We start from the raw sequence: 25,926 nt of genomic DNA, 5'->3' as shown, positions 1-25,926 counted from the left end.
ATAAATGAAATTAACTTAGTGCTTTAGGTTTGCTTGTCTTCCCTCTTTGCCGAAGAGCCAGTCTTTATTATAAACATCTAAAAAGTATTCAATGAAGCAAATAGTTTTATTATTTGTCTTAACGACTGTGTTATCCTGTGCCTATGCCCAATCCTCCGTGCAGGCGTTGCTCGTCGAAAACAGACCCGATCCGATTGGCTTAGGGGTCGCTCAGCCTCGTTTCAGCTGGCAGATCCGAAACGCACAGCGCAGCACGCTTCAGACTGCCTACGAGATCAAGGTAACCAACGGGAAGAATATTGCCTGGAATTCCGGGAAAGTGTCCGGCGACTCTTCGGTTCATGTAGTGTACAAGGGCAGTCCCTTATCCAGTAATCAAAAGTATCAATGGCAGGTAAGGATTTGGGACAATCATGGCAAAACCTCCGCCTGGAGCGCACCGGCATCCTTTCAGACAGGATTACTCAATCAGGACGATTGGAAGGCAACATGGATCGAATCGGGAATCCAGGAAGAGGAGCAGTACCGGCCCAGCCAGCTATTCAGGAAAACATTCAATACTTCTAAAAAAATAGCATCCGCAACGGCCTATATCACAGCGCATGGCATGTATGAAGCCTACCTCAACGGTAAGCGTATAGGCGAGGCCTGGCTGACGCCGGGATGGACATCTTACAACAAGCGCTTACAGTACCAGGCTTATGATGTGACGCCACTGATCCGTAACGGTAAGAATACACTTGGCGCTGAACTGGGCAATGGGTGGTACCGGAGTGTGCTGGGCTGGCAAAACAACGGCAATATCTACGGGAAGACATTGGGATTACTCATGCAGCTGCATGTAACCTATACGGATGGAACAGAAGATATCATTGCCACAGACGGAAGCTGGAAGTCGGAAACAGGCTCTATCGTCTACTCGCAGATTTACAACGGAGAGGTGATCGATGCCAGGAAAGAAAAGCAAGGCTGGGCAGACAATGCCTATGATGATGCATCGTGGACTGCGGTAGTGGTGAAAAGTTATCCGCTCGATAATATAGTAGCCACTGTCAACGAGCTGGTAAAAAAGCATGAAACGTTCAAACCGGTGAAAATATTCAAAACGCCTGCTGGGGAACAAGTGATTGATTTCGGTCAAAACCTGGTGGGATGGGTACAGGTCAAAATCAAAGGGCAGGCCGGAGATTCGGTTATGTTATCGCATGCGGAAGTATTAGACAAGCAGGGTAATTTTTATACGGAAAATCTCCGCGCGGCTAAGGCACAAAATACCTATATCCTGAAGGGGTCAGGTGAAGAGACCTTCCATCCTCATTTCACCTGGCAGGGATTCAGGTATGTGAAAGTGGAAGGATACCCCGGCACGTTGACAGCAGATAACTTCGAAGCGGTAGCTTTATATTCAGCCATGCCTGAGACAGGAACTTTTACTACTTCTAATGAGCTGATCAATCAATTACAACACAACATTGAATGGGGCCAGAAAGGAAACTTTTTAGATGTGCCTACCGATTGTCCGCAACGCGATGAAAGACTGGGCTGGACGGGCGATGCACAGGCTTTTTCCCGAACCGCTTCCTTCAACATGAATGTGAACAGTTTCTTCGCTAAATGGATGCGTGATGTAGAAGCGGATCAGCTCGAGGGATTGGTGCCTCACGTAATTCCAAATGTATTGGGTAAAGACGGGAACAGCGCCGGCTGGGCAGATGTAGCCACGATTGTACCCTGGAACATGTATCTGGCCTATGGCGACAAGCACCTATTGCGTACGCAGTACAGCAGCATGAAAGCTTTTGTAGAAAGCGTTTGCCGGACGACTAAAAACGATTTATGGAACACTGGCGGACACTTCGGCGACTGGCTCTTCTATCGTCCGTTCGATGATAACGATGGTCGCAGTGCCGTAACCGATAAACACCTGATCGCACAGTGTTTCTATGCGCACTCCGTAGATCTGCTGATCCATACGGCCAGGGTGCTGGGCAACCAGGCGGATGTGCAGCACTATACCGGTCTTCTGGAAAAAATAAAGACCGCATTTAATAAAGAGTATGTCACCGGTACCGGTCGCCTGGTATCGGGTACGCAAACCGCGTATGTATTGGCCCTGCAATTCGACATGTTACCGGAGTCTTTACGCAAACAAGCCGCAGAAAGGCTGGCAGAAAATGTAAAAAGCTATGGCCATCATCTGACCACGGGATTTTTGGGCACGCCTTACCTGTGTCATGTGCTGACACGTTACGGATACAATGACCTGGCCTATAAACTGTTGCTGCAGGAGTCGTATCCGTCGTGGCTCTACCCGGTAAAAATGGGCGCCACCACGATCTGGGAAAGATGGGATGGCATGAGGCCGGATAGCACCTTTCAAACGCCGGGCATGAACTCTTTCAACCATTATGCCTACGGGGCCATCGGGGACTGGATGTATCGGAAAATGGTTGGAGTTGATACCCACGAAGACGGTCCGGGCTACAAGCATATCCTGATAAAACCTCATCCCGGTGGCGGTTTTGCTCATGCTAAGGCCGGTCTTACTACCTATTATGGTACGGTAAGTAATGGCTGGCAGATGGACAGTACCAGTTTCAAAATGCAGACCGAAGTGCCTGCTAACACAAGGGCCACGATCTATGTTCCGGCTACCGATGCAGCCAGAATAAAAGAAGCAGGGAAGGCGCTGAGCGCTTCAAAAGACATCAGGATCTCCGGTCGTGAAGATGGATATGTAATTCTGGATGTGGGTTCCGGGAGCTATAGTTTTGAAGTGAAGCGATAAATCGGACAATGCCGCAAATGCATAAATAATGCTTTGCAAGAAAGTTGTTTCAAGCCTGCCCGTCGGGGTTGCAACAACAACAAAGGCGAAGAAACGAAGACTGGAATAGCTGTAAATGCGTCTGACCGTCCCGGTCTGACGCATTTACAGCGCCTTGCCTATACAAATGATGTTTTTTTAGTGCATTGGCCATGTGCTTTCGGACCAGGAAATTTATTAGCTATTTGTACATCCTATGGCTTTATTAACGCGTCGGACCCCGCCCGCCCGTGCCGGTACGGACAGTGTCTGACGCATTTACAGCCCCTTACATATACAAACAACGTTTCTGTGGTGCATTGGCCATGTACTTCCGGTGCAGGATATTTAGTGGCTATTTGTGCATTCTGTAGCTTTATACACGCGTCTGACCGTACCGGTCTGACGCGTGTATAAAGATCTTTTCTGTCGTATAAGCCGCCTGGAATGCATTAGATCTAAAGGCATTCCTGGCATGATAACAATGTTAATTTGCCAGATCATACCGGACGCTTCTTCCGCCGCCTGTTGCGGTGAGAATACCTAAGGCTGTCAGGTGCTGAAGGTCACGCGTGGCCGTGGCCTTCGAAGCCCTGGTGATCGAAACGTATTTTTTTGCCGTCATTCCTCCCTTAAATCCTTCCGTTCCGGTATCAAACATTTTGTGTAATGCTTTTAAATGCCGGTCATTCAGGTCCGCCTGATGTTGGGACAAAATTTTAGACTTTTTTATAGTGAGGTTAACCATGCTGATAGCATATCGTTGAGCAGTGACCAGCGTGTCAGCGAAATAGGTCAACCAATTATTGATATGTAAGCTGCTCTGCGCTTCTTTCAGGGATTGGTAATAGGCCTTACGTTCTTTTTCTATAGCAAAAGAAAGGCTCATCATGACCGGCCGCTTTAGAGACTCTGACAAACACTTTTCGGCGATGGCCCGGCCGATCCTGCCATTACCATCTTCAAAGGGATGGATGGTTTCAAAGTAAAGGTGCGCAATGGCTGTTTTGAGCATGGCCTGGTGAATATTCCCTTCGGTGTTATAATCATTATACCATTGCACAAAGGCTCTCATTTCTCCAGGCACACGACCGGACGGCGGAGCTTCAAAGTGAACACTTTCTCTTCCGATACTTCCCGACACCACTTGCATGGCCACTTTCCCGCGACGCCATTTTGCAACATTGATGTGTCTGGCATTGTTGAATAGCACCTGATGCCAATCTTTTATTAATCCTGTCGTAAGCTTTTTATTCCAATTTTTTCTTACCTCAATCATCAGGTTGGCTACTGCCTGGGCCTTTTTATCTTTAACCAATTCAGGGCGTTGATTCAGCCCCAGCTTGTTTTTCAGAGACGACATCACGTCGTTCGGGTCAAACAGTTCACCTTCGATGGCTGATGTTTTTAAGGCCTCTTCAATCATTAATTTCAACAAAGTTTCCTGGTGCGCTGCATCATTCAGGCTGTTGATAGCACCTTCCATAACGCCGGCCAACTCTGCAAATTGTAATGCCTGTCGGGCGATTATATCCTCCTTATAAATAAAAAAAGGCCAGTTTTTATATTGCCAGTTGTACATGATGGTGAGCCGATTAATGAATTTATTCGGCTCAAATTTACGCATTTTTTGAGTCGAATACAAAATATATTCGGCTCATGAAAAATAAAAGCCGGCATCTGAGTGTGTCGGCCTTTAATAATCAAAACAATAGAAATCAGAATGTCAAAGTATTCAGTTGTCTGTCCACCAGTAGTCCGTTGGTTGGCGTAAGGGCGAACTTTACATCTTTTTTTGCTTTGAAGCGGATCATAAATAAAGTCTGATCGCCGTTCAGTACATCTTTATGACCCGTGTTGACGAAAGTGGGATACAACACTTTTGACCCATCTGTATGAAGCCTGTCATACGTCAGGTTTTCCATTTGCTGCATATGAACCGGTGTAACGCCCAGGTATTCATATTCCTGTGCGTCATAGGGCAGGCCAAAGCTCAGCGCATTCACACTTTGCAGGCTCTTTCCTTTCACAGTTATTTCGATGGTCTCGCCGGCTTTATAAGATGTTTTGCCAGGCGTGATGGTCAACTGCCCGCTAAGGGCCGTTGTCGAATCTTCGCGCACCCCGCCGTCCAGCTGTGTTGTGACGTTGGAAATATCATAAGCGTCGATCAGGTTATTTTTATTGATATCTCCATTACTGATATAACCTTCAAAGTCACCATCTCCCTTTCTCAGGCCGGTGTAGTTCGTGTAAGAAGTAAGGTCATTATCATCAATTTTCCCGTCGTTATTAATATCTCCGGGAATGTAGCTCGAACTGCCCGGCACTTTAAAGACATACATTTCCCGGCCCGATCCGAAATTGCCGGTGCCCGCCGTGATCTTCAGCCTGATATATTTAGCTACCGGTTTGCCGGTAAATACCAGTTCCTTGATATCATTATCATTTTTCCAGTCAATGCTACCTGCGGTGGTCCAGGTTTTTTGGTCCATACTATAAGCCACTTCGCCTTTGGTGAAGATGCCGTTTTTGCCACTATTTCGTGGCACGTATTGCAACTTGTCGAGTTGATTCACGCTTTTAAGATCCAGCACCAATTCAAATGGAATGGCATTCACGCCGTATTGGGTGTGCCAGTTGTTCGTCTCGTCAAAGTCAAATAATTTTTTGATGCCTTCTCCGCCTTGTGAGGCAACGGTAGTGCGGCCGACGATACCTTTGATCGCGAATTGTAATGGATTAATGCTGGTCTTCCCGTGGATAGCGACCCAGTCCGAAACGCCGCTCTTGTTGGCCGCTCTTAGCTTGAAGTCGTATTCTTTTTCAGGTTGCAATTCGTCAAACAAAAATGCAGTGTCTTTTATATGCGTATACAGCATATCGTTGAACTCGATCTCGTAGAAGTCTGCTCCGGCCACCTTTTGCCAGGACGGCGTCAATGTAAACGCTTTAGCGTTAGTGTCAGCCACGGTAGCGTTACCCGGCGCAATCAGGTTGCCCTGCGTTTGCAGATACGGGTTGGCAATGCTGAATTGGAATCCTTTTACCAGCACCGTTACCTCATTTCGAGTGATATCGGTGGAAGCTAATTTTACGAGCAGTTGCGGGTTCTTTAGAATTGCTTGTTGAGCAAAGCTGCTTTCTGCTGTCGCAAAGCGATTCAGGTCAGGACGGGCATCATAATACCAGACATTGCTTTGCTTCTCCCATTCGTCCTTAGATGTCGCTTCAGCTAGCTTCACTTTTTTGCCACCAATTCGTGCAGTGATCTTTCCGGCCGGTTGAGAAACATTGATCTTTAAAATGGTCGCTTTGTCTTTTTCAAAACCATCAAATCCACCCTGTGTTGGTGCGATGGTGATCTGCACGCGCTGTTTCCGATCGACTGATGATGTGATCTTTGTGTGAGCTCCCTGGCCGGTCTTATACTTTTCTGTTACCCCATCATCGTCATAAGCGATAAATTCAGACTGCCCTGAAGGGTATAGCTCATAGATCCGTTGGTTGTTCCGGATCTGCGACACGTTATTATTGGGGCTCACCATGGGGACGATGGCCCCTGGCTTCACAAATACAGGTAGTTTCCAGATAGGTGCATCAAAATAATTAAGGATGCGGCCGCCTTCATAAGTTGCACCGGTAAAATAATCGATCCATTGCCCCGGAGGCAAATAAATGTTGTTGCGGATATCATTGCCGGCATCATCTGCTTTTGTATTTTGATAAACCGGCGCCACCAGGAAATACGGCCCGTACATGTACTGATATTTAGTGGCCGTGCCTAACGTGTAGGCATTCGGCGTTGCGAGGAACATGGCGCGGATCATAGGGAGCCCGTCCACTGCGGTTTTCGCTATGCTGTAGGAATAAGGCAGCAGCTCTGATTTCAGTTTTAAATAATGACGATTGATTGATGTGGCCGGCTCGCCCAGTGCTTGGGGATACTTGGGGTTCGAGCCCCATCCATCCATATTCAGTTGCATTGGCGAGAAGGTTTTCCATTGAAAGTCGCGGATGTTCACCGGCAGATTTTTGCCGCCGAAGATGCCGTCCATATCCGACGTGATATTAGGCTGACCACCAAGTCCAGAGCCGATGTAAGTAGGAATATGAAAGCGAATATATTCCCACTGTCCGCCCGTCTGGTCGCCGGTCCAGATCGTCGCATAGCGTTGCGTTCCGGCCCATCCGTCGAGGGAGATAATAAAGGGTCTGGCGTTATTGCCGTATTTCGAGGTGATCTTAGCGACATCGGCCACGCCGTTCAAGCCAAATGAATAACCCGCGCCCACCCAGGCCACGTCGGTTTTTAATACCCGCACACCAGCGTCGCGCACCTCTTTCACAATATCCCGCTGCAGTAAAGGGCTAATGCCTTCTTTCGGGTGGAGGTCGCTTTGTGTCCATAGCCCGATTTCAACGCCTTTCTTGCGGGCATAGTCTCCAAAGTTTTTCAGGTTGAGCACGTTACTGTCCAGGGTTCCGGTTTGTCCGTACCCTGCGCCGTATCCATCATTAGGTAATATCCATCCCAGGGGCATATCGACGTTGCTGTACCGGTCAATTACCGCTCTTGCTGAAAAAGCGTAGTTGTTCGCAAGCTCGCCATTCAGCGATTCCTTAATACCGCCATTGTCCTTCTGGCTTTCTTTGTATTTTTTTCCATCTTCAAAAAGATGTCCGCTTGTATCTTCCTTCCAGTAATCACGGTTGTAGGCGTTCAGATGGCCCTGGTAAAACGCAAACTTGGGCAATAGGACTGGATGGCCGGTTAGCTGATAGAAATCATTCAGCAATGCAACCATACCCTCATCGATCATGAAAAAGAGATCTGCATGATCCGTCTCATGAAGCAGCCGCACTTCGCCTTTTTGCGAAGCGCCAAAATCATATTTACCCTTTTTAAACGTGTACCACATCATACCGTAGCCATGAGTGCTCCAATAAAATGGATTGGGTGATGCAACGCCGCCATCCGTCCAGCTATTCTGGTTTTCTATGGCGATCATCTTTCCCTTGTGAGAGAAACGGCCATTCTGGACGCCGCCGCCGAAGAAGTATTCATCCGCAGCTTCTTTCAAAGTAAGAGCCGTTTTGCCTTTTTCCAGCCGGGCCGGCTCCATAGCTTCTATAACGACTTTCCCGCTGTTGCGATCGCGCACGCGAAACAGGCCGTTGGATTTGCTGATAACGAATTCAACCTGTTGAGAACTGATCCGGCAGCTGTCGGCGGTTTCTTTAAGCGTAATGGCAGCCACCGGTTTTCGCGGCTGATCGACCAGGATCTGTGCCTCAGGCTTCGCTTCCGGATCGTGGAATCCCTTATGGGTGCTGTCTATCAATAAACGGAAGATGGACTCACTATAAAAATCAATAAGCATATGCTTATTGTCGCTTAGCGTCAATTCAACGACATGGTTATTGATCGTTTTCGCTGATGTGATTCTTGCAGATACCTGCGCAAAAGATAGTAAAGGCAATGTTCCTGCAAGCAGCAAGCAAAGGGCTTTGGAAAAACTGTTATGTAACATAGTAAAGAATCATTGATGAGCGTGGAGCTGCAAAAGTAGGCAATGGAGTAGCGGAGGTGATCAATCTGCACAATCGTATGCGCAAAATCAATGATCATCTGCAACCTTCAGGGCAGAACAATTTAGATGGTAATAACGGCAGGTGCGCATGTGGTGTCAAACCGTGCGGCGATACAGTTAAAAATATCCGATTTGTTAATCAGGTGCTGCAGGCGCGATTCATTTTTACATTTACATGAGGATGTTCAGCGTGACCTTTCAATATAATCCAATATTTTTGACGCATCCAACTAACATTAAAAATTACATCAATGAAAACAAAACAACTGTTCTTGCTCGCTGCAGGTATTTTATGGGCTTGCATGGCTCAAGCTCAGACGGCCAACAACGTATCCCACACAACACAGTTCCAGCGCGACTTTGCACGCACGGATGCGAAAGATATTCCTTCGGGAATTTTTAACACTCCGGAAACCGCTATTAACTATAATGATAGGAAATACCGGCGGTTTAAGACAATGAGAACAGCGGGGATTGTACTCACCGCAATTGGCGCGGGCATGATCACTGGCGGTGTGCTTCTGGTGGCTGACGGTAATGATGGATCCCATAACCAGGATTTTTCCTACGATTATTATGATGATCCTGTCACCAGCGACGAAGGCAAGATTGTTGCAGGCGCAATAGGAATCGTGTTCGGCGCGCTGGCCACCGGAGGTGGCGTCACTATGTGGGTGATCGGTAGCAACAAGATGAGGAAATATGGTAGTGGACGTGTACTGGTTCAGCCGGCCAGGAACGGTGTGGGACTGGCTTACAGGTTTTAGTGAATATCCGGACAACAATTATTACCTCCTGGAATAAAACTCAATATGCCTCAAACTTCCGCATATGTAGATGCCGCGAATACATGAAAGCATGGGAGCAGGATCGCTCCGATTCGTGTATTCGCGGCATTTATATTTGACACAGGAAGTTTTTAGTTGCTAACTTCAGTTAGCAAAGGGGGTATTAACTCTCCGAGGCATGCGATTAATGGTGATCGAAGCTCAAAACTCTTTTCAATTGCCAATGATTTTTTTCTATAGTCCAAAGATGGATGAATCTGGCAGAGCCTACGTGCTTATGATCGGCCGTTTTTTCTTTTACATAAAAATTATGTGTGCCTTGTTGTATGGCACCATACAATACGCCATTATTATACATAGGAAAGACCTGTACGGTACTATCTACAAGCTCTCGCGTCATTTTATCATTTAGCCCACATATATTAGTTTTTACACTTTCAATAAATACTGCTTTCCCATTCTCAATGCCGCCTCTGTCATGATAAAATTCCAGGTCCTCACTAATTAGCGTATCATAAGGACTCATGTTACATTCGTTAAATCCAATATTGAATAGAAGACTATCTCTGTTTTTTAAAATTCGAAAAAGTTCAGAAGATGGATCTTCCTGTGCTTGAAGCGAAAAGGAAATCAGCGATATCAAACCAAAAATTATTTTTTTCATTACTGATGATGTTTTCGCTTTAATCCTTGTTAACCTGATATTTGTTGTGCCGTTGTGTGAAGCAGCTGTTACTGCTCCAACTTCTTTTTCAATGCTTCAATCTCTTTTTGCTTTTGCTCCAGCTCTCTGGCTATTTCAGCCTTGCTTTTGTTTTGAGAGGGACTTTCGTTGTAGCGATACACTTCAGAAGAGTCGCCGGTGCCCGGAGCGGCCGGAAGCGGAGGCAGAGGAGGAGCAGGCACGCCGGCTTTCAATGATTGGCTGCTATCCCCGTTCCACCGGTAATCACTGTTGCCCGAAGTGGCTGGAGCGATCGATTTGCCGCTGTCTTCGCTTTCGAGGCTGCCGTCGCTTTGCATGATGTAATCAGTGTTTGAGTTATACCGGTTGATGTCGTGATGAACCGACCGCGAATTTCTTACTCTTCTACCGCCATTGTTAAATTCTACACTGAAATCACTCAGCTTTTCGAACACTGTTTGATCAATATTGATCTTTTTACCCACGGGCACTTCGATCAGGACCAGTACATTCTGGGCGCGGTATTTACTGTTCTTGTCTACGGAGAAGCCCGCAGGCAGATCCAGTACGCTGTCCATTGCACTTACGGTGTACGCGATCTTCTTCGCACGCGCCAGGGCCTCACTGTCCGTTTTACCCATTGATTGTTTGATGACTGTCACATGATACAGGCTGTCGGCGCTTTTTGCAAAGTCCAGCGTAACGGCTGAAAGCTTGAGGGTGTCGTCTGTCAGGTTGAAGCCATCCATATCATTGTCGTTATCTTTCATCCATCCGAAATTTCCTTCATACATCAATTCGGGTTCGCTTACCCTGATGATCATTTTGTCCTGGGATGGTTGTTGTATTGCAGCCGGTTCTTCAACCGATTCATATCTTTTAAAATCGTTGGATAAGCTGGCAAGGAAGAACATCAGGCAGATCCATCCAATGGCCCATAACCCGCCAAAGGTCCAGTTCAGGTAATTGCCCGGCGTGCGTACATTCAGAATTCTTCTTACCAGCCACACTACCAGTCCCACGATCGGAGCGCCAATGAAGAGAATCAATGTGCCCCAACCCAGCATCTGTTGTGTTTCGCTGGTCCATAAAAAATTATTGACGGGTGCAAAGGCAAATCCGCTGAAAAGGAAAGTGATGAACACCGCTAAAAGCGATACGGCAATGATACCCCCGATGATCACAAAGATGGCTTTAAAGATCATGGCGATGACATAGCCCAGGCCGCGGCTCGGACGGGGAGGAACATAAGTAAACTGCCTTCCCATGTTGCCTTTGGATTTGCTCCACTCGCCTGCTTTTTTGCTCAGGTTTTCTGCAGATTCTTTCACCTCTTTCCCCCAGTTTTGCAGGCGCTCATTGATATCACCCATGGAGTTCTGCACGTTCTGTTTGATCGTATTAACATCGATGTTTTGTCCGCGCATTTCCATTTTCTGGTAAGGTGTCAACGCCTCGGGTAATACGATCCACAGGACAATGTAGATGAATATAAAGGTTCCGGTAAGGCCGCTGAATATCAGGTTCGGGAAAAAGCCAAAATGTGCGTCGCCAAACAAATCGATGCCTCTTAGCAGGCTGATGATCAGCGGCAAGGCCATAATTCCCCGGATGGTATTCACATTAAAGTTGAAATAAGCGCTGATGCCGCCGGCGACACCGCCAAACCATTTGTTTTCGGGATCACGAAACATTCTTTTGCCTTTGTAAGACTCAATATTCCGGGCCGGCAGGAAGATCCATAATGCGATGTAGATCAGGATACCCGTTCCGAAGCCGCCAAAACTCACAATTGCAAACAGCACGCGCACTACTGTCGGATCGATATTCAGCCAGTTGGCGATACCGCTACACACACCACCCAGCATCTTATTATTTGCGTCGCGATACAAGCGGCGCTTTTCATTGATCGTGAAGTTTGGCTGGTATCCCGGGTTAGTAGTGCTGTCCTGTGCGGCAAAATCTTCTGTGCGTCCCATCGTGGCGATCATATCTTCCACGTCTGCTTCTGTGATATGCGCCGCGCCTTTTCGGATCTTATCATGCATCAGTTCTGCAAAGCGTGCTTCGATGTCTGCAACGATCTCGTCGCGGCCTTCTTCATTTTGAAAATACTCTTGAAGGCTTTTGATATATGCCTGTACTTTTTCGTAAGCAGTATCTTCAATCGCAATATTTCTGCCGCCGAGTGTTATGTTGATGATCTGTTTCATGTATCTGAGTTTGTTGGTAGTTGGATTTAGTTAGGGGTGACGGTTAATGTATTGACAGCGCCGGAGAGTTCTTCCCATGTTTGCTGAAGTTCCCGGTAAAACTGTTTCCCTTTTTCAGTCAGGGAAAAATATTTGCGTGGAGGGCCGCCTGTGCTTTCTTCCCAGCGGTACGTGATCATTTCCGCGTTCTTCAATCTCGTCAACAGGGGATAAAGCGTTCCTTCGAGGATCTGCATACCCGCGCCCTTCATTTCTTCTGCAATATCGCTGGGATAAGCTTCTCCGCGTTTGATGATGGAAAGGATGCAAAACTCCAATATTCCTTTCCGCATCTGGCTTTGTGTATTCTCGATATTCATTATGTTGTTAATGGAATACAAAGATATAGGCACTTGTAGGTAGTGGGCAATACAAAGTACTGTGCGTGGCATTAAAATGTCGGTGAATGACGGAAAACGAACGGTAAACGGAGTGAACAAAAAATGAAGCCGTCTTTAGATCACCAAACTATCGAACACTACACCGGCTAACGCGTGATAAAATACCCGCTTTCATCCTAGCTCAATACTCCGATGCGGCTCAATCGCCTTCAGGAAGTGCTGGTCGTGCGATACCACGATGAGGGTGCCGCGGTACTGGTTTACCGCCGTAGTTAATATTTCCGTATTGATGATGTCCAGGTTATTCGTGGGTTCGTCCAGCACCATCAGGTCTGGCGGACTGTCGCTGATCGTGAGACAACAAAGCAGCAGACGCATGCGTTCACCCCCGCTCAAGGCGCGGCAAGGCTTATTCCAGTCATCCTTATCGAACAAGAACCAGGTCAGCCTTATTTTTATTTCATGCTCTTCCAGCGCTCCTGTGTTATACTGCTGTGCCTGTTCGTACACGGTAAGTGCGCCATCGAGCAGCGAGTATTCCTGGTCGATATACATGGACCGGCAATCTGCCCGGCGCAATGTTCCTGTTTGCGGTTCTAACTCGCCGAGGATCATTTTGATCAGCGATGTTTTGCCCGACCCGTTGCGTCCCTTCAGGACCAGCCGCTCACCACTGGTCATGACAAACTTCAAGGGGTCTTTCCACAGCCATTGATTGTCGTACCGGAAATTAATGGCTGTAGCGTTGAAAAGTATCTTACCATGATGCAGATCCGGACGGTCAAAGGCCAGCTTCATTTTATCAATGCCGGGCAGTGCCGTGCGTAGCTCCTGCAGCTCCTGCGCCAACCCGGTGATCTTTTCTGAATGAGCTGTTTTCAGTTTAGACGTGCTGTTCTCAGCTTTGTTGCGCAAGGTGTTCATCATGATCCGGGCCACACCTGCTTTTTCCTGTTTTGCTTTGCCGCGGGCGTCCAGGCGCTGCTGGCGTTCCAGGGTCTCGCGTTCTTTTTCCCTCGCCTTTCTCAGCGCCTTTTCCTTGCTTTGCAAATGATCCTGCAAGGCGCCTAGTTCTATTTGCTTTTGCTCTTTGTAAAAGTCATAATTGCCGCCATACAAAGTGATGCCATTGCCGCTGAGCTCTGCCACCGTATCCAGTAGATTCAATAGCGTCCTGTCGTGGCTCACGACGAGCAAAGTGCTGGTGGTGTTACTGACAAAATCATATAACTGATGACGGCCGTCCACATCCAGGTGATTGCCCGGCTCGTCCAGCAGGATCAGCTCTGGTTGATGCACCTGGATACCGGCCAGGAAGACCTTCATTTTTTGTCCTCCACTGAGCGATGCCATCGGATGGCGAAGATCAATGCCCGAGAGTCCCCAATGCGCCAGCGCTTCGATGCTGCGCTCCTCGATGGTCCAGTCATCGTTCAATGTGTCCATATGTTGTTCGCTCACGTCACCGTTCAGGATATTTTGCAAGGCATTCAGCTTAGGCGCTATGCCCAGTGCTTCGGCAACCGACAAATCATTGTATTGCCCGAAAACCTGGGGGACGTAGTAAGGCCCGGAGCTGGTGACGATGGTTCCGCCGGAAGGCATTAATTCGCCTGCAATGAGTTTTAATAAAGTGGACTTCCCCGCGCCGTTATTGCCGATCAACGCGATTTTTTGCTGCCTGTCGACCGTAAGACGAAGATTGTCAAAAAGGGTTTCCTTATCAGGATGAGTATAAGAAATGTTTTGGAGAATAAGCATCATTTCTTTCTTTAAATGGTTAAACAATACAACCGGCGTTCAAGTGCCGGTGATGATTCAATCAGAAAGAAATGCGGTATTACATGGAAATAATAATTGCTTTTGTGAGCCGCAAATATACGGCAATTTTTTGGCGAAGCGCTGTCGTCATTTTGAGCTTATGATATTTCTCCTCTGATTCCTATCCGCGTAAGAGATACATAGATGTCTGCAAATCTGTTTCGAATCATTTTCTGTGTCATCCGGTGAGGCCGACCTTTACGACATTTTAGGTATAATAATCGGTTTACCGTTGTCTTCATTACCCCGGTGTAAATCGTTACTTTTAAGGCCCTGCGTCGCCCGGTTTTACTTACCTCCGCGGCATTGCAGGATAAAAAGATAGTCATGAAAGTATTTGTAACCAGACAGATCCCGCAGATCGGGGTCGATATGATCCGCGAAGCGGGTTTTGAAGTGACCCTTCACGACGAAACTCAACCGTTGCCCCAGGAAGAGCTGATTGCACAATGTCAGCAACACGATGCGTTATTGAGCGCCGGGTTCAATAAGATCGATGATCATTTCTTCCAATCATGCAGGCAGCTCAAAGTGGTTTCGCTGTTTTCTGTGGGCTATGATAGCGTCGACCTGGATGCAGCGACAAAGGCGGGGATACCGGTGGGCAATACGCCGGACGTGTTGAGCCGCGCCACTTCAGACATTGCCTTCCTGCTCATGTTGGCCGTGAGCCGCAAAGCATTTTTCAATTACAGAAAAATACTGGATGGCAAATGGCAGGGTTTCGAGCCGGTGGCCGATCTGGGGCAAGAGCTGTATGGCAGGACCCTTGGCGTTTTTGGGCTCGGTAAGATCGGCTTTGAAATGGCCAAAAAATGCAAGGCTGCATTCGATATGCGGATCATCTATCACAACCGAAAGCCACACCCGGAAACGGCCGCCGCTTTAGACGCCACTTATGTCAGCTTCGATGAGCTGCTTGCGGAAAGTGATGTGTTAACGCTTCATGCGAATCTTACGGATGAGACTAAAGGCATTTTCAATGCCGGTGCCTTCTCCAAAATGAAGCCCAATGCCATTTTTATCAATACCGGCCGGGGCGGACTGCATGATGAAGAAGCTTTGAAGGAAGCTTTGGAAAGCGGTGTCATCTGGGGCGCCGGACTGGATGTGACGAACCCGGAACCCATGAGCGCCAACGATCCGCTGCTGTTCATGCCCAATGTTTGTGTGCTGCCGCATATCGGCTCTGCCACGCAGGAGGCGCGTAACGGAATGGCCATCATGGCTGCAAAGAATGTGATGGCAGGTTTACGCGGGGAACGCTTACCTACGGTGGTAAATGCGGAAGTGTATGATGAACCGCGATCATAGATCATGAAATCAATCATCCCGTCTATTTGTACTATTTAAGGATTTTAAACAAGATTTTTTACGACTACATATGAATACCGAATCAACTGAACAAAAGCCATTGCCGGTGCTGGATAGCGAAGAACTGCGCGTATTGGGTGCGTTAATGGAAAAGTCGAAAACGACACCCGAATATTATCCCATGACCTTAAACGGACTGACCGCAGCCTGTAATCAAAAGACCTCGCGACACCCGGTCGTAAATTATGATGAGCAAACGGTGACGCTTTGCCTGGACAGGCTCAAGCGCCGCGGACTCGCGGCCACAGTGACCGGCGGCAGCAGCCGGGTCGTTAAGTACAAACATAACATCGCGCTCAACTACAAGCTGACACCCGATGAGCTGGCGGTATTATGCCTGCTTTTCTTAAGAGGGCCGCTCACGCCGGGCGAGATCAACAGCAACTCGGGACGGTTGTATGAGTTTGATGATCTGGCAGAAGTGCAGACGGTGCTCGAAAAGCTGGCAGGTGCGGAGCAGCCGTTTGTGCGGCAATTGGAGCGCCAGCCGGGACAAAAAGAAGCCCGTTATATGCATTTGTTTGGCGATGAGAATATACTCGAAACCTATGGCACTGATCAAAGCACCGCTCCATCGGCGCCGCAATCCAATAGCGAGCTGGAACAACGCCTGAGCATTGTGGAGCAGGAACTGGCCGCGCTCAAAGCGGACTTTGATAAGCTGATGAAAGAATTGATGGGGTAGTTATACGATAAAAAGTCTGCATAGGGAAAATGCGGATTGATCTTGTTAAAGCAAATGGCCTTCGATGCGGATCTGTTCAGGGTTGCGGATGCGATAATTTGAAAGGCTAAACATATACAGAGACTGCATCCGTCTTATTTGAAGACGGCTGGAAAAAGCATGAATGGTGTATGGCACCATAAAAAACCGTCCTCCTTATCTTTTAATAAATACGGAAGACGGCTTCAATGAGTTATATAGATCCGATCTAATTCCAGGCCGGGCGCTTCGGCAGCCAGGGCATTACCGGCACTTTCGCAGGTACGCGATAATAGTTATTTCTTAAGGAATCGTTCCAGCCATTAGGGTTGCTTTTGAATACGCGGCTGCTATAATAAACGCTGCCTTCAATGCCGGGCGTGAACCGTGCAATCTTGATCTGGTCAGGTAACTGCGTTGGCTTCTTCCAGTTGGCACTGTTCTCCAATGCCCGGTAGATGCCGTGACCAATATAAACGTGGCGACCGAAGCTATGCGCGGCCCACCAGCTCACCATTCTTTCATAAGGAATGAGGTGGTCATTGATCTCACGATACAGCTGCGGCGTTACGTAATCGATCCAGCCCTTGCGCAGCCATAAAAGAATATCAGCATAAAGATGATCATAATTGGTAAGTCCTGCTTTGGAATCACTTCCCTGTGTGTCATCCTTTCCATTGCGCCAAACGCTGAACGGGCTGATCCCGAATTTTACGTAAGGCTTGGTTTCTTTGATCGCGATGTTGATGTTCTTAATGATCGAATCCACATTGCTGCGCCGCCAGTCTTCCTTGCTCAGGGAGGTGCCGGACCGTTGGTAGGCATAATCATCAGGGAACACTTTCCCCGCGATAGGATAAGGATAGAAATAATCATCCATATGAATGGCGTCTACATCATAACGCCTCACGATATCTTTAATAACATTGACAACAAACTCCTGCACCTGTACATTGGAGGGGTTAAAATATTTGGTAGTGCCGTAGGTCAGGAACCAGTCGGGATGTTTGCGCATAATATGGTCCGGCGCGATGGAAGATCTTCCTACAGTGAATTCTGCGCGGTAGGGGTTCAGCCAGGCGTGAAATTCCATGCCGCGTTTGTGCGCTTCAGCGATCATAAAGGCAAGGGGATCGTAGAAGGGGCTGGGAGCCCGACCCTGCACGCCCGTCAGCCACTGGCTCCAGGGCTCGTAGGGCGACGGATAAAAAGCGTCTCCCGCAGGACGCACCTGCACGATCACGGCGTTTAACCCGTTTCTCTGATGCAGGTCCAGCTGGCGAATAAAGTCCATTTTCTGCGCTTCCACACTGGCGTTCTGCGGTGGCCAGTCAATATTCATTACGGTAGCGATCCACACACCACGAAACTCATACTGCGGCTGCGCACGCAAGAAGGTGGTAGTAACTAATAAATAACAGATAACAAAAAAAAGGGGCTTTAATTTTCGCATAGGCGCAAAAATAGCCAACTTGGACTAATGGTCGTCCCGCGAATGCAATTTATCCAGCAGATCGCTCACCAGCGTTGCTTCGTCTTTTGTGAGATTACTTAAAAAACGGGCGATTTCCTCGTCCGTGTCTTCGAGTTGGATGAGCAGGTCCAATCCCTTGTCCGTGATGCGCACTTCTACCATGCGTTGATCAGCGATGTTGGTCTTTTTGGTCACCAGTTTTTTTACAATCAGCCGGTCCACAATGCGGCTGGTATCGCTCATCTTGTCGATCATGCGTTCCCTGATCTGTAGGGTAGACAACGGTTTCGGCTGGCTACCTTTCAATATCCGCAGAATGTTATATTGCTGCATGGTGAGGTCATACGCCATAAAACGTTTCTTCAGATGAGCCTCCAGCCAGCGTGTCGTATAAATTAAATTAAGGGCCATTTTCTGATGGGCATTAGAAAATTTGCGCTGCTTAATTTCTTCCTCAATGGTCATAGGCACTGCATTTCAGGTAAATATATCTATATTTTTACATATCAAATGATCAGCGAAAATAACAGCTAAATGGCTCACTAAAAAATGATTGTTAAATTTAACAAATGAACTACAGGAACATTGGGACATCGACCCTGCGGGTGTCAGAAATTGGCTTCGGCTGCATGTCGCTATCAAAATCAACCTCAGAGGAGGCCGGAAGGGCTATAGACGCTGCTTTGGATGCCGGCATCAACTATTTTGACACTGCCGATCTGTACGACAAAGGGGCCAACGAAACGCTGGTGGGAGGCTTACTAAAGCAGGTTAGAAGCAGGGTGGTGCTCGCTACCAAGGTCGGCAACCAATGGCGCGAAGACGGCAGTGGCTGGGACTGGAACCCGACCAAGAAATACATCATCCAGGCGGTGGAAGACAGTCTGCGCCGGCTGAATACGGATTATATCGACCTGTACCAGCTTCATGGTGGTACCATCGAAGATCCGTTTGAGGAAACGATTGCGGCTTTTGAGCAACTGGTGGATCAAGGCAAGATCCGGTACTACGGTATCTCCAGTATCCGGCCCAATGTTATCCGCCGATTTGTGGGTGCTTCGGCGATCCAGAGTGTTATGATGCAATACAGCTTGCTGGACCGGAGACCGGAGGAAGAGATGACCGCCTATTTGCAGGAACATAGTAAAAGTGTACTGGCGCGGGGTGTGCTGGCGCAGGGGCTTCTGGTGGACAAGCCTGCAAAAGCGTATCTGGGTTACAGTGCGGCTGAGGTACAGTCCCTTACCGATGAGCTGGACCAGGAGGGGCAGGGAGCAACCGGCCATAGTGCGCTGGCGCTGCAATTTGTTTTGGATCAACCTGCTGTAGCCAGTGCCGTGATAGGTTTCCGTACGGCTGCCCAGCTGGGAGGTGTGTTGGCAGCGTATCGCCTCAAAGACACCCACCAGGTCGGCGAAGCCGTCAGGCAAACGATCCCGGCAAATAAATATTCCGACCATCGCTAAAAAAAAATTGCAAACCCTTTGAAATAAAAAAGTAAATCCCTTATTTTTGCGCTCCGCAAGGAAAAAACATTCCTCCTTAGCTCAGTTGGTTAGAGCATCTGACTGTTAATCAGAGGGTCGCTGGTTCAAGTCCAGCAGGGGGAGCGGAAAGGTCAACTAAGGTTGGCCTTTTTTTATTGACCGATAGCAGATTTCAAAAAATACAAGATTGCTTCTGAATATTTTGCAATTAAATATTATAACATCGGGAAACAGCCTAACTGAATGATCATATTGCGATTCAATAACGTTCAAGCCCAAGGGTCATTACCTCCTACTCAAATTTAGTTTCATAAAGAGGTTTGGTAGTATCGGTCGTTAAAGAGTTCGACAGGGACACTCAGTATTTTGCAACGGCATCGTAGTTATCTTTAATCTATGAAATGGATAACAAGGGAACGTCCTAAAATTGATAGATTAGCCTGCCCCTGGCTCATACATAAATTCGTAGATGCAGATGCTCAATTTATATATGCGCCGTTTAAAGAGGTTTTGCGCATCGCGCAAGAACAGGATGCTATCCCTTTTGATATACCAGATGTAGAATACACACACTACGGCGATCAATGCACGTTTGATTATATTATTAAGAAGCACAAAATCCTGGATCCTGCCGTAAATATAATAGCTGATATAGTTCGTGGAGCTGATACCGATCGTCATAACATCGCGAAAGAAGCTGCCGGACTTTCGGCCATTTCATCGGGGTTGGCCTATAACATCACAGATGACTATGAATTGCTCGAAACGGGTTTCAGGATCTACGACGCATTGTACAGCTGGGCAGCGCATTTATATAACCAGAAACACTTGCAGAATAGTCCGTTCGAAAACCTTTTACATGAGGTATATCTCAAATTCCTCAAATCCAAAAGTGCCGCCCGGCAACCTCATTGGGTAATGGAATTAAGAGCAATGATACAGGACCAGGTGGATGCACAAATGAGCATAGACATCAAAAAGCTGTCTTCCGAATTAGAATTGAATCCATCCTATTTGTCACGGGAGTTTTCCAAGTATTTTGATGATCTGAATTTCGGCGATTACGTCAGAAAAAAGCGGATTGAAAAGGCCATAGATTTTATGAAGAATCCGAAAATCTCGCTTACCGAAATAGCCTATCTAACCGGATTCTCAGATCAAAGTCATTTTACCCGGATTTTCAAAAAATTTACAGGAGAGAGTCCTTCTCAATTCAGGAAAAATCTGAAAAAAGTAAACAGCATTCCAAAAGGTAAATAGCCTTCTATTTATGGCCGTGCAGGATGTTTAGGTTTGTATCATCATGCAAATAAATAACTACCTGGTCGGAATCGGGGTCATTCTGTTGATGCTATTGTCGCATCAGGCTTTATCCCAATCCGCAGAAACCTATCCTAAAATTACAGGATATGCCAGCATCCTGCATCCCATTGTGATTATCAATAAAGATAATACAACAACGAATTTTGACGGATTTTACCAGGTCTTTTTTCCATTCGGTATCAATATCTGGAAGTCAAAAAAGATGGGCTTTTCGATAGAGTTGGCGCCCGGCATCAGAGCTGAGGAAGGAATCAGTAAAGTGAACAACCTGCTTATTCATCCGGGCGTATTGATCGCTCTCGGAAAAGGTTTCGGGTTTGCAGGAAGGCTGGCGTTCGAAACATCAGGAAGATACGGGATTACACCTGTGTTCAGTAAGGTGATCCGGAAGAACAAAGCGTCTGCTTTTTATATAGCCATGCCGATGCCCCTGAGGTTTGGTAATAATCAACGCTCATCTTTTTCTGCCGGGCTTCAAATCGGCATCTCATTCTAGTTTTTATGAATAAAACAGCAACTTATACACTCCCCCAACTGGTAACATATTTTTTAAAGTTAGGCACCACGGGATTTGGCGGGCCTGTGGCGCTTGTTGGATACATGTACCAGGACCTGGTAGAGAAGCGAAAATGGATATCAGAAGAAGAATATAAAGAAGGTTTGGCATTGGCGCAGTTAGCCCCCGGGCCTTTGGCGGCCCAATTAGGTATTTATCTGGGCTTCGTACACTATCGTATAACAGGCGCTACATTAGCGGGACTTGCTTTTGTTATGCCGTCATTTGTTATGGTCGTGTTATTAGGCATAACATACCAGCTGTATGGAGGTCTTCCCTGGATGCAGGCAATGTTTTATGGTGTGGGAGCGGCTGTTATCGGCATCATCACACTGAGCTCGTATAAACTCACAACAAAATCGATAGGGAAGTTCGATTCCCGGTCTGCAAAACAAAATTGGTTATTATGGATATTTTTTATAATCGCCGCAACTATAACTTTCATCACTAAGCAAGAGAACATATTCTTATTGGTGGCCGCAGGGGTTTTATATATGTTCGTGAAAGCGCCGCCTAAGACAACCCGCAGATCGGCTACAAATACGTTAGTATTATTACAAATCGGTCTGGCTGCCGGCGAGGGTCCCGTCCTCCCGAAGATTGCCGTTTTTTTTGCAAAGGCTGGAGCGTTTGTTTTTGGCAGCGGGTTGGCAATCGTACCTTTCTTGCATGCGGGTGTGGTAGAAGAAAATCACTGGCTTACAGAGCAACAATTTGTCGATGCAGTAGCCGTGGCAATGATCACGCCTGGTCCGGTCGTTATTACCGTTGGATTTATTGGTTATTTGATTGCGGGTTTCCCCGGAGCATGCGTAGCAGCATTGGCAACATTTTTACCTTGCTATCTGTTTACCGTAATTCCTGCTCCATATTTTAGCAGGATAGCAAAAAACCGATCGGTGAAATCGTTCGTCGATGGAATTACCGCCGCTGTAATCGGAGCGCTGGTAGGTGCCGTCGCGGTAATTGCAACCAGAAGTATTTTAGACGTTGCCACTGCTTTAATTGCGGTCGCCACCATCCTGACGCTGATTTATGTGAAGAAAATACCAGAACCTTTAATTATATTAATCGCGGCAATTTTAGGAATTATCTTAAAATTATGACCAGGTGCACTCAAATTGTGGATTTGCAGCAGCATCAATCGCCGGTTTGTAATATTGCAATAGATTGATCCTATGTTTTAAGCAAGACAGCACAATCACGATATAGTTGATACCCGATTTATACCTGTAACTTGACATTGCAAAGTGACCTGCTCACGCGTATTAAGAATGCACTCGCTAAAACATGGCCTGTCTTATGCTCCCGCGCACTACTTTTGCACCTTAAATTCATAGCTCCCTTCAACGATGCATGCACAGATCGAAATAAAAGATAAGGCCGCGCATACAAGCGGCATCAAGGTAGATGCTTTCCGGAAGCACGTCAGGAAGACCAATCCTCATAAGCATAACAGCTACCTCGAGCTGATCCTGCTGACAGGCGGAACGGGCGAGCACACGATCGACATGCAGACCTTTGCGATCCGGCCGCCGGTCTTGTTCGTAGTGAAGGAAAACCAATTGCATTTCTGGGACATCCGGTCCGAACCGGAAGGATATGTGCTGATCCTGAAAAGATCATTTGTCGATTCTTATTTTGATCACGAACTGAGGTTCTTGTTTGCCCGGATCAACTCCCTTGCAAAGCTTGACCTTTTGCCCGATCAGGTGGCTGCGATCAACATCCTTTTCGATCTGTTGATCCGGGAAGTAAAATCTTCCGAAAAGCCGGGTATCATCTTGCTGAGCCTGCTGAAAGCACTGGCTGCAAAACTGCTCATCCATGATCAACCTGAAACTGCCGGAAAGAACAGCTTGTATGTGAAGTTGATCGAGCTGTTGTCAACGTCCGAAAAGCTGGTCAACAGCGTGTCTCACTACGCCCGGCTGCTGCATACTACGCCGCAGAACCTCAACGCCGCCTGCAAAGCCGAGTCAGGTGATGCGGCTTCGGCCTTACTGGCCAGGCATATCACATCTGAAGCGTCGCGTTTGCTGCGTTATACCCGGCTGCCGGTATCGGGAATTGCTTACCAGCTGGGCTTTAAGGATGCTTCTCATTTTACCAAGTATTTCAAACGGCATACAGGCGCTATGCCTTCGTCCATCAGGAAAGATGGATGAATACCATCAATTTTTCAAATATACCATGTTGGGTATCATAAAAAAGTCAATTTTTGCACGGCATTAGCTAAGACTATTTTTCATTAATCGATTCATATGATATTACGTTGGGCCCTGGTGGCAGTTATTGCGATGACCGGTCAATGGGTTGTCGCTCAAAATTTGTCTGTAAAAGGAACGGTATTCGACAGTGTCAGTCAGAAGGCGCTTCCGGGCGCAAGTGTGGAGCTATGGAGCGGCGCCGGTAGACTGGCGAAGAGGGGGCTGACTGATGCCGGAGGCAATTTCACTTTCGCTGCGACAAATGATACGTTGTCTATCCTGAAAATCAGCCATGTGGGGTATCTGCCGAAGGAGATCAGACTGTCCGATAAAAGTGCCGCCGGACGGAATGTCCTGAGCATCGGGCTCCAGCCGGCCGGCTACTCTTTAGCCGCCGTTGTGGTGGAAGGCAAAAAGGCGCCTGTGTCTTTCAAGATCGACAAGCAAGTGTATAACGCCGCCCAGTTTGGCAATGCCGCCAACGGAACCGCTATCGACGCCATCCGCAACCTGCCTTCCATTTCTGTGGACGGACAGGGTGCTATTTCTTTCCGGGGATCCAATAGTTTCCTTGTACTTTTAAACGGGAAGCCCACCCAGGGAGATCCGGCCTTCGTGCTGGGCCAGTTGTCTGCCAGCTCCATCGAGAATATCGAGGTGATCACCAGCCCTTCTGCGGCCTACGACGCTGATGGCAAAAGCGGCGTGATTAATATTGTTACCAAGACAGCGGTGGAAGACGGTTGGATGATCCAGGCCAGTGCTATGGGAGGCGCACCGCCTATCAACGATTTTGACAATAAAACGTATAGCAACCCCCAGCGCTATGGTGCAGACCTGTCGGCGGGGTATAATAAAAACAAGTGGAGCATCAACACGGGTGTCAACTACCTCAGAAATGATATAGCCGGTTATCGCGAGGGTGATGTGTATACGATCATCGACAACGTGAAAACATCTTTCCCTTCTGTTGGTGAAAGGAGTTTCAAACGCTACAATTACGGGGCAAGGTTGTCCGTCGGGTATCAGCCTGACGCGGCCAATTCAATTAATACCGGGTTTTATATCGGGAAAAAATTTCAGAGTCGTGAGGCGGATCTGCTTTACAACAACTCGCGTGAGGATCTGACCACCGGTGAGCAATCTGAATTCATCTATTACAATGCCAATACCCAGGATAAGGAAGGCGTGTTCACCTTATTCAATATTGATTACACCCATCGATTCCACGATGAATCCCGCATCATGTTATCTGGCTTGTACGAAAAAGCCGATTTGTCGGGCCTGACACAAAACAGGAACCTCTATTACCCTAACACGACTGACACGATCCAGTATACCCGCAACCCCAGTACCAATCCACTACACGCTTACCGGGCTAAGGCCGACTACTCTAAAAAGTGGGGAGCCGGCGAGCTGCAGGCGGGGTATCAATATCGCTACGATATTCAAAACGGGAATTTTCTCTATCTCGTAAAGATCAACGGCACGGAAACTTTTGAGACCGATCCGCTCTTTTCCAGCGGGGTGAAGGTGAACAACTATATACATGCGGGTTATGTGCAGTGGAATGGAAGCGCCGCCAGGCTGTCCTATGCGGCCGGCTTGCGATTGGAACATTCCGATCGCGATGTGCAATTTTCAGGGGAAACTACGGAGAGCCGGTTACGCCTGACCAACCTGTTTCCTTCGGTGATGCTGCGGTATGCCGCCTGGGATAAAGGCACCATCAAGGCCGGATACAACCGGCGGATCAAACGGACGAACAATTTTGAGCTGAATCCTTTTCCGGAAAGAGAACACTCTGAGACCCTGGAGCAGGGAGATCCTAATTTGTTGCCGGAGCTGACAGGCACGTTTGAAGCAGGTATTGAGCAAGGCTTTAAAGGCGGTAATTTCTTTGTGACCCTTTATCACCAGCGTATTCAAAACCCTATTCAGCGAGTGAATAAGGTATTTGCTGACACGATCCTGAACCGCGTATTTACCAATGCGGGTCGCGCCACGCAGACGGGTGTAGAAACCAACCTCAACCTTCAGGTCAGCAAAGTGTGGCAGTCCATCGTTGGCGGGAACGTTTATAAATATGCCATCAAAGGCAGTATTTTCAATGGCGACATCCCCATCAGTAATCAAAGCTGGGTCTACAGCCTGAATACTACACAATCTTTCAACCTGCCGCGCAACTGGTTGTTGCAGCTAAGCGCCAATTACCTGTCGCTCCGCGCCACCGCACAAGGAGAGGATGGCGCTTTCTTTACACCTCATTTTACGGTGAAGAAAATGACGCGCGATAAACGCTGGTTTGTACAATTGCAATGGCTGAATATTGATGCGGGAATGAAGATCTCGAACCGGCAGCGGATCACCACCTGGGGCAGTGATTTTTATACTACCACAAACTATATCTACGAGCCTGACCAGCTGCAACTCTCCATCGGGTTCAACCTGCTTCGCAAAAACCGGAAGATCAACTTGCCGCAAAGCGAAATGGGAGAAAAAGAGTTTTAAT

At 47.6% G+C, this 25,926-nt stretch carries 18 protein-coding genes and 1 tRNA gene; 11 read left to right on the top strand and 8 right to left on the bottom strand.

What is annotated here, in order from left to right:
- Positions 1 to 91 precede the first annotated feature (91 nt).
- The gene (locus ACU37H_RS09345; RefSeq protein WP_472701792.1) at positions 92 to 2,788 is read left to right on the top strand and encodes a family 78 glycoside hydrolase catalytic domain; all 2,697 of its coding nucleotides are present in this window, start codon (positions 92 to 94) and stop codon (positions 2,786 to 2,788) included.
- A gap of 505 nt (positions 2,789 to 3,293) precedes the next feature.
- On the opposite strand, the gene ACU37H_RS09340 is transcribed toward ACU37H_RS09345, so the two are convergent.
- Positions 3,294 to 4,433 carry a Fic family protein gene (locus ACU37H_RS09340; RefSeq protein WP_472701793.1) on the bottom strand — a complete coding sequence of 380 codons (1,140 nt, stop codon included), beginning with the start codon at positions 4,431 to 4,433 and terminating at the stop codon, positions 3,294 to 3,296.
- 91 nt (positions 4,434 to 4,524) lie between these two features.
- Positions 4,525 to 8,340: a TIM-barrel domain-containing protein gene (locus ACU37H_RS09335; RefSeq protein ID WP_472701794.1), complete on the bottom strand. Its 3,816-nt coding sequence runs from the start codon at positions 8,338 to 8,340 to the stop codon at positions 4,525 to 4,527.
- 311 nt (positions 8,341 to 8,651) lie between these two features.
- On the opposite strand from ACU37H_RS09335, the gene ACU37H_RS09330 reads away from it, so the two are divergent.
- Positions 8,652 to 9,167, top strand: coding sequence for a hypothetical protein (locus tag ACU37H_RS09330; RefSeq protein ID WP_472701795.1), 516 nt, complete (start codon positions 8,652 to 8,654; stop codon positions 9,165 to 9,167).
- Between the two features lie 205 nt (positions 9,168 to 9,372).
- Here ACU37H_RS09330 and ACU37H_RS09325 read toward each other — a convergent pair whose 3' ends face one another.
- The 4 genes from ACU37H_RS09325 to ACU37H_RS09310 all read right to left on the bottom strand — a co-directional run bounded on the left by ACU37H_RS09325 (position 9,373) and on the right by ACU37H_RS09310 (position 14,230).
- Positions 9,373 to 9,852, bottom strand: coding sequence for a nuclear transport factor 2 family protein (locus ACU37H_RS09325; protein ID WP_472701796.1), 480 nt, complete (start codon positions 9,850 to 9,852; stop codon positions 9,373 to 9,375).
- 68 nt (positions 9,853 to 9,920) lie between these two features.
- Complete coding sequence (locus ACU37H_RS09320; protein WP_472701797.1) at positions 9,921 to 12,086, bottom strand: PspC domain-containing protein; 2,166 nt, start codon at positions 12,084 to 12,086, stop codon at positions 9,921 to 9,923.
- A gap of 26 nt (positions 12,087 to 12,112) precedes the next feature.
- Positions 12,113 to 12,445, bottom strand: coding sequence for a PadR family transcriptional regulator (locus tag ACU37H_RS09315; RefSeq protein WP_472701798.1), 333 nt, complete (start codon positions 12,443 to 12,445; stop codon positions 12,113 to 12,115).
- A 192-nt stretch (positions 12,446 to 12,637) separates the two neighbouring features.
- The gene (locus ACU37H_RS09310; RefSeq protein WP_472701799.1) at positions 12,638 to 14,230 is read right to left on the bottom strand and encodes an ABC-F family ATP-binding cassette domain-containing protein; all 1,593 of its coding nucleotides are present in this window, start codon (positions 14,228 to 14,230) and stop codon (positions 12,638 to 12,640) included.
- A 384-nt stretch (positions 14,231 to 14,614) separates the two neighbouring features.
- Here ACU37H_RS09310 and ACU37H_RS09305 point away from each other — a divergent pair, with 384 nt between their 5' ends.
- Together ACU37H_RS09305 and ACU37H_RS09300 are read left to right on the top strand one after the other, a co-directional pair.
- Positions 14,615 to 15,601, top strand: a complete 987-nt coding sequence (locus ACU37H_RS09305) for a 2-hydroxyacid dehydrogenase (protein ID WP_472701800.1) — start codon at positions 14,615 to 14,617, stop codon at positions 15,599 to 15,601.
- A 70-nt stretch (positions 15,602 to 15,671) separates the two neighbouring features.
- The gene (locus ACU37H_RS09300; RefSeq protein ID WP_472701801.1) at positions 15,672 to 16,346 is read left to right on the top strand and encodes a YceH family protein; all 675 of its coding nucleotides are present in this window, start codon (positions 15,672 to 15,674) and stop codon (positions 16,344 to 16,346) included.
- A 247-nt stretch (positions 16,347 to 16,593) separates the two neighbouring features.
- Here the strand turns inward: ACU37H_RS09300 and ACU37H_RS09295 are convergent, their stop codons facing one another.
- A complete protein-coding gene (locus tag ACU37H_RS09295; RefSeq protein ID WP_472701802.1) occupies positions 16,594 to 17,817 on the bottom strand; it encodes a glycoside hydrolase family 10-like protein in 1,224 nt (407 codons plus the stop codon).
- 24 nt (positions 17,818 to 17,841) lie between these two features.
- Positions 17,842 to 18,303, bottom strand: coding sequence for a MarR family winged helix-turn-helix transcriptional regulator (locus tag ACU37H_RS09290; protein WP_472701803.1), 462 nt, complete (start codon positions 18,301 to 18,303; stop codon positions 17,842 to 17,844).
- Positions 18,304 to 18,407: 104 nt separating this feature from the next.
- Here ACU37H_RS09290 and ACU37H_RS09285 point away from each other — a divergent pair, with 104 nt between their 5' ends.
- From ACU37H_RS09285 to ACU37H_RS09255, 7 genes are all read left to right on the top strand, one after another.
- The gene (locus ACU37H_RS09285; RefSeq protein WP_472701804.1) at positions 18,408 to 19,304 is read left to right on the top strand and encodes an aldo/keto reductase; all 897 of its coding nucleotides are present in this window, start codon (positions 18,408 to 18,410) and stop codon (positions 19,302 to 19,304) included.
- A gap of 70 nt (positions 19,305 to 19,374) precedes the next feature.
- Positions 19,375 to 19,448: transfer RNA gene (locus tag ACU37H_RS09280), tRNA-Asn, on the top strand.
- A 273-nt stretch (positions 19,449 to 19,721) separates the two neighbouring features.
- On the top strand, positions 19,722 to 20,585 hold the full coding sequence (locus ACU37H_RS09275) for a chromate resistance protein ChrB domain-containing protein (protein WP_472701805.1): 864 nt from the start codon (positions 19,722 to 19,724) through the stop codon (positions 20,583 to 20,585).
- Between the two features lie 43 nt (positions 20,586 to 20,628).
- Positions 20,629 to 21,144, top strand: coding sequence for a hypothetical protein (locus tag ACU37H_RS09270; RefSeq protein ID WP_472701806.1), 516 nt, complete (start codon positions 20,629 to 20,631; stop codon positions 21,142 to 21,144).
- A 5-nt stretch (positions 21,145 to 21,149) separates the two neighbouring features.
- Positions 21,150 to 22,310: a chromate transporter gene (locus tag ACU37H_RS09265; protein ID WP_472701807.1), complete on the top strand. Its 1,161-nt coding sequence runs from the start codon at positions 21,150 to 21,152 to the stop codon at positions 22,308 to 22,310.
- Positions 22,311 to 22,556: 246 nt separating this feature from the next.
- Entirely contained in the window at positions 22,557 to 23,372 is an 816-nt protein-coding gene (locus tag ACU37H_RS09260; protein WP_472701808.1) for a helix-turn-helix domain-containing protein, read from the top strand.
- Positions 23,373 to 23,468: 96 nt separating this feature from the next.
- On the top strand, positions 23,469 to 25,925 hold the full coding sequence (locus tag ACU37H_RS09255) for a TonB-dependent receptor domain-containing protein (protein ID WP_472701809.1): 2,457 nt from the start codon (positions 23,469 to 23,471) through the stop codon (positions 25,923 to 25,925).
- Position 25,926 lies beyond the last annotated feature (1 nt).

It is taken from the genome of Niabella sp. ZPM-14, from assembly GCF_055693045.2.
This window is presented reverse-complemented; position numbering and strand designations above follow the sequence as displayed.